General features: G+C 74.2%; 11 protein-coding genes. 10 read left to right on the top strand and 1 reads right to left on the bottom strand.

Going from position 1 to position 11828, the window contains the following annotated elements; all coding sequences use genetic code 11:
* Positions 1–75 precede the first annotated feature (75 nt).
* The 3 genes from ACIOD1_RS15085 (at position 76) to ACIOD1_RS15075 (ending at position 2954) form a co-directional block, all read left to right on the top strand.
* A complete protein-coding gene (locus ACIOD1_RS15085) occupies positions 76–900 on the top strand; it encodes an inositol monophosphatase family protein (protein ID WP_401902567.1) in 825 nt (274 codons plus the stop codon).
* A 120-nt stretch (positions 901–1020) separates the two neighbouring features.
* A complete protein-coding gene (locus ACIOD1_RS15080) occupies positions 1021–2442 on the top strand; it encodes a phytoene desaturase family protein (protein WP_401902565.1) in 1422 nt (473 codons plus the stop codon).
* Positions 2442–2954, top strand: coding sequence for an O-acetyl-ADP-ribose deacetylase (locus ACIOD1_RS15075; protein WP_401902563.1), 513 nt, complete (start codon positions 2442–2444; stop codon positions 2952–2954). The genes ACIOD1_RS15080 and ACIOD1_RS15075 overlap by 1 nt, the downstream gene beginning before the upstream one ends.
* 8 nt (positions 2955–2962) lie before the next feature.
* Here the strand turns inward: ACIOD1_RS15075 and ACIOD1_RS15070 are convergent, their stop codons facing one another.
* Positions 2963–3469, bottom strand: coding sequence for an Lrp/AsnC family transcriptional regulator (locus ACIOD1_RS15070; protein WP_401902562.1), 507 nt, complete (start codon positions 3467–3469; stop codon positions 2963–2965).
* 250 nt (positions 3470–3719) lie between these two features.
* On the opposite strand from ACIOD1_RS15070, the gene ACIOD1_RS15065 reads away from it, so the two are divergent.
* The 7 genes from ACIOD1_RS15065 to ACIOD1_RS15035 all read left to right on the top strand — a co-directional run bounded on the left by ACIOD1_RS15065 (position 3720) and on the right by ACIOD1_RS15035 (position 11814).
* Positions 3720–4715 carry an EamA family transporter gene (locus ACIOD1_RS15065; RefSeq protein ID WP_401902560.1) on the top strand — a complete coding sequence of 332 codons (996 nt, stop codon included), beginning with the start codon at positions 3720–3722 and terminating at the stop codon, positions 4713–4715.
* Positions 4708–5928 (top strand): aromatic amino acid transaminase, encoded by a 1221-nt coding sequence (locus tag ACIOD1_RS15060; RefSeq protein WP_401902558.1) that lies wholly within the window; start codon positions 4708–4710, stop codon positions 5926–5928. Before ACIOD1_RS15065 ends, ACIOD1_RS15060 begins: the two co-directional genes overlap by 8 nt.
* 347 nt (positions 5929–6275) lie before the next feature.
* On the top strand, positions 6276–6872 hold the full coding sequence (locus tag ACIOD1_RS15055) for a toxin (protein WP_365619100.1): 597 nt from the start codon (positions 6276–6278) through the stop codon (positions 6870–6872).
* Positions 6869–8095 carry an MAB_1171c family putative transporter gene (locus ACIOD1_RS15050; protein WP_401902555.1) on the top strand — a complete coding sequence of 409 codons (1227 nt, stop codon included), beginning with the start codon at positions 6869–6871 and terminating at the stop codon, positions 8093–8095. Before ACIOD1_RS15055 ends, ACIOD1_RS15050 begins: the two co-directional genes overlap by 4 nt.
* Entirely contained in the window at positions 8092–9015 is a 924-nt protein-coding gene (locus ACIOD1_RS15045) for a DNA-binding protein (RefSeq protein ID WP_401902553.1), read from the top strand. Before ACIOD1_RS15050 ends, ACIOD1_RS15045 begins: the two co-directional genes overlap by 4 nt.
* A gap of 86 nt (positions 9016–9101) precedes the next feature.
* Positions 9102–9584 carry a DUF3574 domain-containing protein gene (locus ACIOD1_RS15040; RefSeq protein WP_401902550.1) on the top strand — a complete coding sequence of 161 codons (483 nt, stop codon included), beginning with the start codon at positions 9102–9104 and terminating at the stop codon, positions 9582–9584.
* 172 nt (positions 9585–9756) lie between these two features.
* The gene (locus ACIOD1_RS15035) at positions 9757–11814 is read left to right on the top strand and encodes a SpoIIE family protein phosphatase (protein WP_365619088.1); all 2058 of its coding nucleotides are present in this window, start codon (positions 9757–9759) and stop codon (positions 11812–11814) included.
* Positions 11815–11828 lie beyond the last annotated feature (14 nt).

Raw genomic sequence — 11828 nt, 5'->3', positions numbered from 1 at the left:
CGGCCCCGCCGCTTCACCGGGTCGTCACCCGGGACCGGTGGGCTCGGCCCGGGACGGCGTGGTCTGATGGGGGGCATGATCGAAGAATTCCTGGCCCGTGACCTGTCCGCCGTCGAAGAGGCCGTCCGCAAGGCGGCGGCGGTGGAGATCATGCCGAGGTTCCGGCAGCTCGCCGCGCACGAGGTGGACCAGAAGAGCGGTCCGCACGACCTCGTCACCGTCGCCGACCGGCTGGCCGAGGAACACCTCACCGCCTCGCTGACCCGGATCCTGCCCGGCTCCGCCGTGGTCGGCGAGGAGGCCGTGCACGCCGATCCGAACGTGTACGGGGCGCTGCGCGCCGACGCGCCGGTCTGGATCGTCGACCCGGTCGACGGGACCCGGCAGTTCGTGAACGGCGAGCCCGGATTCTGCACCCTGGTCGCCCTCGCGCTGCGCGGGGAGATCCTCGCCTCCTGGACCTTCGCCCCGGTTCTGGAGGAGATGGCCACCGCCGTGCGCGGGCAGGGCGCGTACGTCAACGGCGAGCGGATCCTGGCCGGCGCGCCGCGGCCCGGCGACGACCTGAGGGTGGCGACGGCGCACCCCTTCTACACCTCCGAGGCCGACAAGCGGGCCCTCGCCCGCCTCGACGTCCCCGGGATCGCCGCCCGCCCCTGCGGATCCGCCGGGCTGGAGTACCTCAAGGTGGCCCGGGGCGAGATGGACGGCCTCGCCTTCACCTGGCCCTCCGCATGGGACCACGCGGCCGGTCTGCTGCTCGTCGCCGAGGCCGGCGGGGTCCAGTCCACCGTCGACGGGGTCCCCTTCCGGGTGGACCGGGACAACGCGCTGCCCTTCGCCGTCGGCCGCGACGAGGCCACCGCCGTCCGCATCCGCGAACTGCTGCGCGGGGCGTAGGTCGCCGCGCCCGGTCCCCCCGGCGCCGGCGGCGGCATTCCGGGGGCCCCGGGCGCGGCCCGCGCGTGACGAGCGCCATATCCTGAAGGTCATGGCCGCCACCGGACGAAGGAGCTGTCAGTGCCGTCGATTCTCGACGCAGTCGTGGTGGGGGCGGGGCCCAACGGCCTGACGGCCGCCGTCGAATTGGCCCGGCGGGGCTGCTCCGTCGCCGTCTTCGAGGCCGCGGACACCGTCGGTGGCGGGGCCCGCACCGAGGAACTCACCCTCCCCGGCTTCCGGCACGACCCCTGCTCGGCGGTGCACCCGCTCGGCATCGGCTCCCCGGTCTTCGCCACGATGCCGCTGGCCCGCCACGGCCTGGAGTGGCTGCACGCCCCGTTGCCCATGGCGCACCCCTTCGACGACGGCACCGCCGCCGTGCTGTCGCGCTCCGTCGCCGAGACCGCGGCCTCCTTCGGGCCCCGCGACGCGGGAACGTACCGGCGCCTGGTGCAGCCGTACCTCGGCAAGTGGGACACCCTGGCCCGGGACTTCATGGCCCTGCCCAACACCGCGCTGCCCCGGGACCCCCTGACCCTGGCCCGCTTCGGGCTGGCCGGGCTGCCGCCCTCCACCTGGCTGCTGCGCCGCTTCCGGGACGACCGGGCCCGCGCCCTGTTCGCCGGGCTCGTGGCCCACGTCAACGCCCCCCTCGGCGGCATCGGTACCGGCGCCGTCGGGCTGGTCTTCGCCCTGGCCGCGCACGCCAACGGCTGGCCGATGCCGCGCGGCGGTTCCCAGTCGATCTCCGACGCCCTCACCGGCTACCTCCGGGAGCTGGGCGGAACGGTGCACACCGGCTTCGAGGTCAAGCGGCTCGACGACCTGCCGCCGGCCCGCGCGTACGTCTTCGACACCTCCCCGACCGCCCTGGCCCGGATCGCCCGCCTGGGGCGCGCCTACGACGGCTACAAGTACGGCGCGTCCGTCTTCAAGCTCGACTACGCCCTGGACGGCCCCGTGCCGTGGACGGCCGAGGCCCCCCGCCGGGCCGGCACCGTACAGATCGGTCCCGGCAGCCGGGACATCGACGCCGCCCTGCAACTCGCCTCCGGGGGCCGCGCCCCGCGCAACCCCTTCCTGATCACCGCCCAGCCCAGCCTGGTCGACCCCGGCCGGGCGCCGGAGGGCAAGCACGTCTTCTGGGCATACGGGCACGTGCCCGCGGGCTGGGAAGGGGACCTCACCGAGGCCGTGGAGCGGCAGCTGGAACGCTTCGCCCCCGGCTTCCGGGACCTGGTCCTGGCCCGCGCCACGGCCGGCCCGCCGCAGCTCGCCGCCCGCAACCCCAACTACGTCGGCGGGGACATCGCCTGCGGCTCCGCGGCCGGCCTGCGGCTCCTGCTCCGACCCAAGGCCACCCTCTCCCCGTACACCACCGCCCACCCGGCGGTCTTCCTGTGCTCCTCGGCGACCCCGCCGGGCCCCGGGGTCCACGGGATGTCCGGCCACAACGCCGCCAAGTCGGTCTGGCGGCACCTGCGAAAGGGCGCGTCCTGATGGTTCGCATCGAGCTGGTCCAGGGCGACATCACCGCCGAGCGGGCGGACGCGATCGTCAACGCCGCGAACTCCTCGCTGCTCGGCGGCGGCGGGGTCGACGGGGCGATCCACCGGCGCGGCGGGCCCGAGATCCTCGCCGCCTGCGAAGACCTGCGCCGCTCCCACTACGGCAAGGGCCTCGCCACGGGCCGGGCGGTGGCCACCACGGCGGGCCGCCTCCCCGCCGCGCACGTCATCCACACCGTCGGCCCGGTCTGGTCCCGCGACGAGGACCGCTCCGCGCTGCTCGCCTCCTGCTACCGGGAGTCCCTGCGCGTCGCCGACGAGCTGGGGTCCCGGACGGTCGCCTTCCCCGCGATCTCCACGGGCGTCTACGGCTGGCCGATCGACGACGGCGCCCGGATCGCCGTCGAAACGGTGCGGGCGGCGGACACGGCGGTGGAGGAGGTCCGCTTCGTCCTCTTCGACGCGAAGGCGTACGCGGCCTTCGAGGCGGCCGTGCGGGCCTGAGCGCCCGGTCAGCGCCCGGTCAGCGCCCCGGCGGTGCGCCCCGCCCCGCCCGGGGTGGGGCGGGGGTAGGTGCGGGACTGCTTCACGCTGCCGAAGGCGAAGCTGGACTCGATCGAGGCGATCCCCGGGATGGCGTGGATCCGGTGGCGCACCAGGGACTCGTACGCCTCCAGGTCCTCGATCACCACCCGCAGCAGGTAGTCGCTGCTGCCGGCCATCAGGTAGCAGTCCTGGATGTGCTCGATGACCGCGACGTGCTCCTCGAAGAGCGCGACCGCCTCCGCCGTGTGGCGCTCCAGGCGGATGCGGACGAACACGGTGATCGGGAGCCCGAAGGCGACCTGGTCGACCATGGCGGTGTAGCCGCGGATCAGGCCCGCCTCCTCCAGCCGCCGCACGCGGCGCAGGCAGGGCGAGGGGGAGAGGCGGACGCGGTCGGCGAGGTCCTGGTTGGACAGCCGACCGTCGGCCTGGAGCTCCCGGATGATCTGGAGGTCGACCGCGTCCATGGCCATGTGCGGGGTGCTCCTCGGCGTCGAGCGGCGGTGTCCGGGTGGGGCCCCGGGGTCGAGCGGGGGACTTCCGGGGGTCGTCCGGGCGGTGTCCCGGTGTGGTCCGGGGCTTCTTCGGGCCATCCTTGGCAGATCCTGCCCCAAACGTATGTCCGAGGCGCAGAACTGGCAATCGGCTGCCCCGCCCGAAGCCCTAGCGTTGCCAGGGCAGCGGACCGGACCGGTCCGCGCCCCAGAGGCTGGAGCCACTTCCTTGGTCGCGACGAACACACCCCGAGCGACCGCGCCTCCCCACGCGGTGGGCGACCCGGCCGGACACCCCGGCCGGCGCCGCCTCTCCCCACAGGCCGAGGGCATGCTCGCGCTCCTGGTGACCGTGGCGATCTGGGCCGCCTTCGCGCTCAGCGCCCGCGCCCTGAGCGCCTCCACCCTGCTGCCCGCCGACGCCGCGCTGTTGCGCTTCGGGGTCCCCCTGCTCGTCCTGGCGCCCGCCCTGTGGCGCCGGCGCCGGCGGATCGCCGCCGTACGGCCGGGCCCCGCGATCAAGATCGTCTGCGGGGCCGGGGTGCCGTTCTTCCTGGCCGCGATGCACGGCGGGGCCCTGACCTCCGCCGCCTTCGTCGGCTCGATCGTCCCGGGGATGGTCCCGCTGTTCGTCGCCGCGCTGATGGCGGCCCGGGGCCGGGGCGTCCCCCGGGGGACCCAGGCCGCCGGGCTCGCGCTGATCGCGGCCGGGGTCGCCGCACTGGTCTGGCGCTACGTGGTCCCCGTCGACGCCGACGTCCTGGAGGGCGCCGGCACCCTGCTGGTCGCCAGCGGACTGTGGGCCCTCTACACGGTGGGGCTGCGCGACGTCGACCTCGACCCCGTCGGCTCGATCGGCCTGCTCTGCCTGCCCTCCTTCGCCGTGATCGCCCTGCTGGTCGTGACCGGGGGACTGCCCACGGGCCTCGCCCACGCGGCCGGCGGGGACATCGCCCTGTTCCTCATCGTGCAGGGGCTCGGCGTCGGGCTGTGCGCGGGGCTGCTCTACGCCTTCGCGATCCGTCGGCTGGGCGCCGAACGCAGCTCCGTCGTCGGCAGCCTGAGCCCCGTCGCCGTGGTCCTCCTCGCCGTGCCGGTGCTGGGGGAGTCCCCGACCGCGGCCGTGCTGGTCGGGGTGCCCCTCATCACCGTCGGCGTGGTCCTCGCCAACCGCCGTTCCCCCGCCCGCCCCCACCCCCGCACCGAGGTCCCCGCCGATGCTTGAGCTCCTCCCGCCGCCGCAGACCGACCCGCTGTGGGACCTGACGTACGAGTTCGGGGCCGACGAGCGCGCCGAGCGCCTCAACCTCGTCCTCGGGGTCTACCGCGACGAGAGCGGCCGTACGCCCGTCATGGCGGCCGTCCGCGAGGCCGAACTGCGCCTCGCGGAGCGCTCCGAGTCCAAGGAGTACCGGGGCCTGTCCGGCAACGCGGCCTTCAACCGGGCCCTGCTCGACCTGGTGCTGGGCGAGGGGCGCGACGGCCGTGACCCGCTCCTCGGCGGACCGGCCGACCGGGCCGCCGCCGTCCAGACCGTCGCCGGTTCGGGCGCGCTGCGCCTGCTCGCCGACCTGATCTGCCGCACCCGCCCCGGCACCACGGTGTGGATCAGCGACCCGGCGTACGTCAACCACCGCCCCATCCTGGAGGCCGCCGGGCTGGACGTGCGCACGTACGGCTGGCGCGACGCCGAGGGCGGTTTCGACTCCGACCGCGTCCTGGCGGACCTCTCGCAGGCCCGGCGCGACGACGTGGTCCTCCTCCAGGGCTGCTGCCACAACCCCACCGGGGCCGATCCGGAGCCGGCCGACTGGGAGGCGCTGGCCGCACTCGCCGCCCGGGAGGGCTGGGTGCCCTTCGTCGACCTCGCCTACCACGGACTCGGCGACGGGCTGGAGGCCGACCTGTGGGCCACCCGACTGCTCGCCGACCGGGTCCCGGAGATGTTCGTCGCGGTGAGCTGCTCGAAGAACTTCGGCCTCTACAGCGACCGCACGGGCTGCGCCATCGTCCTCGGCGCCTCGCGCCAGGCGGTGCGGCACGCCGAGACGGCGCTCCAGAACGCCGCCCGCACCCTGTACTCCATGCCGCCCGAGCACGGGGCCGCCGTGGTGACGACGATCCTCCAGGACACGGGCCTGCGCGCGCTCTGGCGGGCCGAACTCGACCTCATGCGGGGCCGGATCGCGGAGAACCGGACCGACCTCGCCGCCCGGCTCGACGCCCTGGGCCGGGCTCCTCAGGCGCGCTCGCTCGCGGGCCAGCGCGGCATGTTCTCGATGCTGCCGCTGAGTTCCGCCGAGATGCTGCTGCTGCGCAGACGCCACGCCATCTACGGAACGACCTCGGGCCGCATCAACATCGCGGGCATCTCCGCCGACCGGATCCCCTGCCTGGCGGAGGGGATCGCGGCGGTCCTCGCGACGCGAACCGGCTGATTCCCGGACGGCCCCCGACGGTCCCCGAGAGCGCCGGTGCGCCCGGGTCGGCGCGGCCCCAGGGCGGGTCGGGCCCCGACCGCCCCCGAACGGGGCGTGATCGGGGCCGAACGCGGGTCGAATCCGGGTCGAACCGGCGTCGAATCCGTCGCGTGCGGGTGGGGAATCCGGGGCCGCCTTCCGGAATCGCGCACACCGTCCGGCGGCCGTGTCGAAAGCGTTCCGGAGCGGTCACCGTGCGTTTCCGCCCAGGTGGCCGGATGGAACGCGTCGACACCTTCGCCCCGTTGACCGTGTGGCATCATGGCCGCGTTGTCCGACCAAACGGGTACGCCGGAGGACTCAGGATGAAGTTACCGGGCTCCGCGTCACCCGAGTCACCCGCGTCGCAGGACCGGCGGCTCAGACGCCGACTCAAGAAGGTCCGCCACACCTGCGAGGACCTCCTCGCCCAATGGGGCATGGAACACGGCTGCGGAATCGACGAACTGCACTCGTACCTGACCGAGCAGCGCCGACGGCCCATCCATTTGATCGCGACGCCCTTTCCGGAACGCCATCTCTTTGGCATATGGCTGAAATTGGATGACTACGACGTCATCGTCTTCGAGAAGGCCGCCTCTTCGGCGCACAAAGAACACATCATCGCCCACGAACTCGCGCACATCGCCTTCGAACACAGCGGTTCCGTGCGGCTCGACCCGGACGATTCCGGCCGGCTCTTCTCCGACGTCGATCCGAACGCCGTGCGCGGCGTCCTGATGCGCTCCCGCTACAGCGACGACGAGGAGCAGGAGGCGGAGACCATGGCCTCGTTGATCCTGGCCCGCGCCAACAAGCGCTGGACCGAGCCCGCGTGGGGCGTTCCGGCGGAGGCCGCCGAGATCGTGGCCCGCATCGAGAGCGGGCTCGGCCGTCCCGACCAGGGTCAGGGGCCCGCGTGACGCTCTTCTACACCGTCCTCGCATGGGTCTGCGCGATCGTCGGTCTCGCCGCCTTCGCCTACCGGCTGCCGGACCTGCTGCGCCGCCGCCAGGACATCGCCCTGTGGGCGCTGTGCGTCTACTTCCTCTGCTCCGGCATCAGCTTCCTCGTCGACCTCGACCAACTGCGCCTGCACATCTCGGGGTTCTTCGGTCTCCCGAACATCACCTCGCTGATCACCCAGGTCGCCGTGGTCGTGCTCACCGCCGCCCAACAGGTCGTCCTCGTCTACTGGTCCTCGCCCCCCGCCGAGGCCCGCGCCATGGCCCGCCGCCGGGTGTCCTTCTTCGGCGTCGCCCTCGTCGTGCTGGTGGCCGCCTCGCTCGCGGTCGGTCCCGTCACCAAGTCCGAGACCGCCACCTCGACGATCCTGCTCAGCATCCAGGACGGCCGCTACGCCCTCTACATGACCTTCTACCTGCTGATCTGCGCCGTCGGACAGTTCGAGACGGTCCGCCTGTCGCTGCGCTTCACCACCATGGCCAACCGCCAGTGGCTCAAGGTCGGCATGCGCACCGTCACCGTCGGCGCGAGCATGATCCTGGTCTACTGCGTCACCCGCGGCATCCAGATCGCCGGCACCCGCCTGGACTACGACGCCGCCGCCCTCGACCCCGTCCAGTGGACCTGCGGCAGCGTCGGGGCCCTCCTGCAGATCTTCGGCTGGACCATCCCCTCCTGGGGCATCCGGATCACCCTGGCGCGGGGCTGGCTCCGCAGCTACCGCTCCTACCTGCGGCTGCGCCCCCTGTGGTGGGCGCTGTACGAGGCCTCCCCGGACATCGCGCTGGACCCGCCGCGGTCCTGGCTGCGCGACCTCGTACCGCCCCGGGACCCGCACTACAGCCTCTACCGCCGCGTCATCGAGATACGCGACGGCCAGTTGATCCTGCGCACCTCGCTGTCCCTGGCGGACTTCTCCCGCGTGGCACGTTCCCTGGAACTGCCCGAGGACCCCACCTCGCCGCTGGGCGAGGCGCTCCAGGTGAGGGCCGTCCTGAGCCGGCCGGCCCAGGAACGGGCGGACCGGGCCGACGCCTGCGACGCCACCTCCGACATCCCCGCGCGACCGCCCTACGAGGACTTCCGCGACGAGGTGGACTGGCTGACCCGGGTGGCCTCCCAGTTCGACGCCCTCGGTCGGGGCCGTCCCGCTCCGGTCGGGGCGGGCCTGGCCTCATGACCCGTCCGGAACCCACCGGCGGGCGCGCCCCGGCGGTCCTCACGCTCGCCCGGGACGCCGTCGAGCGGCTCGTGTGGCTGGACGTCTCGCGCGGGGCCACGGCCGCCCTGCCCGCCGTGCGCGAGACCCTCCGGCTGATCCCGGAGCTGGCCGCCGACCCCGACGCCCTGCGCCCGTACGGGCCCGACCCGCTGGCGGCCCTCGCCGAGCTGGCCGAGGTCGCCGGCTGGATCCTCTTCGACGCGGGCCGCTACCGGCAGGCCCATGCCATGAACGCGCGCTCGCTCACCCTGGCCGGGCTCTGCGGCGACCGGTGGACGGCCCGGCTGACCCTGCTCAACCACAGCATGCTCGCCGCCCACACCGGCCGTGCGCGCACCGCCCTGCGGGTGGCCGCCCGGGTGGCGGGGCCGCGTCCGCTGCCCGCCAGGGTCGCCGGGCTCGTGCTGATCCGGCAGGCCCACGCGCTCGCCCTGCTCGGCGCCGACCGCGAACCCCTCGCCCTGATGGACCGCGCCCGCAGCCGTTTCCTCGACGGACTCTCCCGGCGCGATCCGCGGTGGGCCTGGTGGATCGACGAGGCCGAACTCCTCGGCCACCACGGCTGGGTGCACGCCCGGCTGCGCCGCTGGGACCGCGCCGTCCCCCTGCTCCAGGAGGCGGTCACCGCCCCCGGCCCCGCCTACCGGCACCTGTTCACCGCGGAACTGCTCTCCGCCCTCGTCCGGGCCGGGGCCTGGCGCGAGGCCCTGGACCTGATCACCGAGCTGGCCCCGAGGGCGGCCGCGATCGGCTCCGTGCGCACCACCGAGAGCCTCGCCCGGACGGCGGCGCGCCTGCGCCGCTCCGGAGCGGCCCCGACGTCGCTGCGCGACGCCGCGCAGTTCCTGCGGGAGTCCCTGCCCGCCCGGGCCGCCTGACCCGGCCCGCGCCCGGCCGGCCGGGCCCCCACGACCCCCTCATCCGCACCACCGTTCACCGCTCACTCCCAACGGAACAGGACGACATGCGCTCGATACGTATCTCGATGCCCGCCGCAGCCGTGTTCGCGGCGGCCGCGCTGCTGCTCACCTTCGGCGGACCGACGACCGGCTCCTCCGCGCCGGGCACCGCCGCCCCGGCGGCGGCCGAGGAGCAGTTCTCCGCGACCGCCCCCGGAACCGCGTACATCTCCACGCACCTCTACTTCGGCACCGGCCGGCACGACGGCAAACCGCCGATCACCGAGGACGAGTTCAACAAGTTCGTCGCCGAGGTGATCACCCCCCGGTTCCCCTCGGGCCTCACCCTCCAGGAGGCGCGCGGGCAGTGGCGCGACAAGGAGGGGGACATCAACCGCGAGAAGTCCTACGAGCTGACGCTGCTGTACCCGGTCAAGGAGGCGAGAGCGCGCAACATCGACATCGAGTACATCCGCAGGCTCTACTGCAAGACCTGGGAGCTGGAGTCGGTGGGCCGGGCCGACACGAAGGCCCAGGTCGACTTCTGACCCGAGCCGATCCCCGCCCCGCTCCCCTTCCGGTCCGCCCCGCACGCGGCCCGGAGGGCGGGCGGGAAGGCGGACGGACACCCTGGCCGGGAGATGACGCAGCGCCTCCGGCCGGGCCCTCGGATAGGGTGAATCGGTAGGAATCGGACCCCCCGGGGGTTAGGTCGGTGCATTGGACACGTACCAGTCGACGAGCGAGGTGCCCGATCCGCCGCCGGCGGCCGTCGGGTACGCGGGCGTACTGCGCGAGCTGCTGCCCCTCGCCCTGTGGCGGGAGGACGCGGACGGCCGCGTCGTGGAGTGGTCGCTCGCCGCCCAGGAACTGCTCGGACACCGCCCCGAGGACATCCTCGGACGCTCCGGCTCCGCCGTCCTGGTCCCCGAGGCCAACCGGGACCTCGCCGGGGAGCTGACCGCCCGCGTCCAGGCCGGCGAGACCGTCGTCGGCACCCTGCCCGTGCGCCACCGTGACGGCCACCCGATCCCGATGGAGATGTGGATCGTCCCCGCCGCCGACCCCCAGGGCCGTACGGGCGCCCTGCTCATCGCGGTGGAGACCTCCGAGGTCCTGCACATGCGGGACTCCCTGGCCGCCCTCCAGAGCCTCTTCACCCAGTCCCCGATCGGCCTCGCCACCCTCGGCCCCGACCTGCGCTTCCTACGGGTCAACGACGCCCTCGCCGCGATGAACGGCGTCCCCGCCGCCGACCACCTCGGCCGCCGCCTCACCGAGGTCGTCCCCGGGGTCAACGCCACCGCCCTGGAGGCCACCATGGCCCGGGTGCTGGAGGGCGGCTCGGCCGTCGTCGACGTGCGCCGCACCGGCCGCACCCCCGCGGACCCCGACCACGACCGGACCTGGTCCTGCTCCTACGCCCCGTTGCTCGACAGCGGCGGCCACCGCCTCGGCGTCATCGCCTCCCTCATCGACATCACCGAAGGCCAGCGGGCCCAACGCGCGGCCGAACGGGCCCGGACCCGCTTCGCCCTCCTCGCCGAGTCCGGCACGCACATCGGAACCACCCTCGACCTGCGCCAGACCGCCCAGGAGATCGTCGACCTGCTCGTACCGCAGCTCGCGGACTCCGCCGACGTACAGATCCTGGAGTCCGTCCTCGACCCCGAGGAGGCCTCCACCTCCCACCACGGGGTGCTGCGCCGGCTCGCCGCGACCTTCCCCGACCCCTTCGCGCCCACCTCCCGCCTCAAACCCGGCCAGACCTTCCGGATCCCGGCCGACACGGCCTACGAGAGGGTCATCGCCGACGGCGTCCCGATGAACCTGTTCAGCGCGGACGTACCCGCCCTGATCACCGACCCCCGGGCCGACGACCTGCGCGCCTACCTCGTCTCCCTCGGCTCCGCCCGCATGGTGCCCCTGGTCGCCCGCGGCAAGGTCCTCGGAGTCGTCGCAGTGACCCGGCTGCGCGGCCGGGAGGCCTTCGACGCGGAGGACTGCGTCCTCGTCGACGAACTCGTCGCGCGCGCCGCCCTCAACATCGACAACGCCCGGATGTACACCACCCAGCGGCAGGCCGCCCTCACCCTCCAGCGCAGCCTCACCAACAGCGCCCTGCCCGAGGTGCCCGGCCTCGAACTCACCGGCCGCTACCTGCCCGCCAGCGACCACGACGTCGGCGGCGACTGGTTCGACGTCATCCAGTTGCCCCGCGGCCGCACCGGCCTGGTCATCGGCGACGTCATGGGCCACGGCATCCACGCGGCCGCCGTCATGGGCCAGCTGCGCACCGCCGTACGCACCCTGGCCCGGCTCGACGTGCCGCCCGAGCAGATGCTCCGCTCCCTGGACGAGGTGGTCGCCGACCTCGGCGAGGACGAGATGGCCACCTGCGTGTACGCCGTCCACGACCCGGCCGTCGGCGGCTGCGTCATCGCCCGCGCCGGACACCCGCCGCCCGCCGTCGCCACCCCCGACGGCAGGGTCACCTTCCTCCAGGGCCCCCCGGGGACCCCGTTGGGCACCGGCGGCCGGGAGTTCCGCACCCAGGAGGTCCCGCTGCCCCCCGGGTCCCTCCTCGCCCTCTACACCGACGGGCTGATCGAGGCCCGCGACCGCGACCTCGACGAGGGTCTGGAGCGGCTCGGACGGGCCCTGAGAGGGGCCTCCCAGCCCCTGGAGGGGCTCTGCGAGGACATCCTGGTCCAGTTGCTCCCGGCCGCCCCCCAGGACGACGTGGCGGTCCTCCTGGCCCGCACCAGGCCCCTCTGACGCCCGAGGGCGCC

This window comes from Streptomyces sp. NPDC088097, from assembly GCF_044741845.1.
GTDB lineage: Bacteria > Actinomycetota > Actinomycetes > Streptomycetales > Streptomycetaceae > Streptomyces.
The sequence above is the reverse complement of the archived record's forward strand: the minus strand, read 5'-3'. Positions and strand labels throughout refer to the sequence as shown.

Bases quoted from the DNA above. Each gene is read 5' to 3' on its own strand.
- ACIOD1_RS15040 (WP_401902550.1), top strand. From the start codon at position 9,102: ATGCGCTCGATACGTATCTCGATGCCCGCCGCAGCCGTGTTCGCGGCG.
- ACIOD1_RS15045 (WP_401902553.1), top strand. From the start codon at position 8,092: ATGACCCGTCCGGAACCCACCGGCGGGCGCGCCCCGGCGGTCCTCACG.
- ACIOD1_RS15060 (WP_401902558.1), top strand. From the start codon at position 4,708: ATGCTTGAGCTCCTCCCGCCGCCGCAGACCGACCCGCTGTGGGACCTG.
- ACIOD1_RS15070 (WP_401902562.1), bottom strand. From the start codon at position 3,469: ATGGCCATGGACGCGGTCGACCTCCAGATCATCCGGGAGCTCCAGGCC.
- ACIOD1_RS15075 (WP_401902563.1), top strand. From the start codon at position 2,442: ATGGTTCGCATCGAGCTGGTCCAGGGCGACATCACCGCCGAGCGGGCG.
- ACIOD1_RS15055 (WP_365619100.1), top strand. From the start codon at position 6,276: ATGAAGTTACCGGGCTCCGCGTCACCCGAGTCACCCGCGTCGCAGGAC.
- ACIOD1_RS15085 (WP_401902567.1), top strand. From the start codon at position 76: ATGATCGAAGAATTCCTGGCCCGTGACCTGTCCGCCGTCGAAGAGGCC.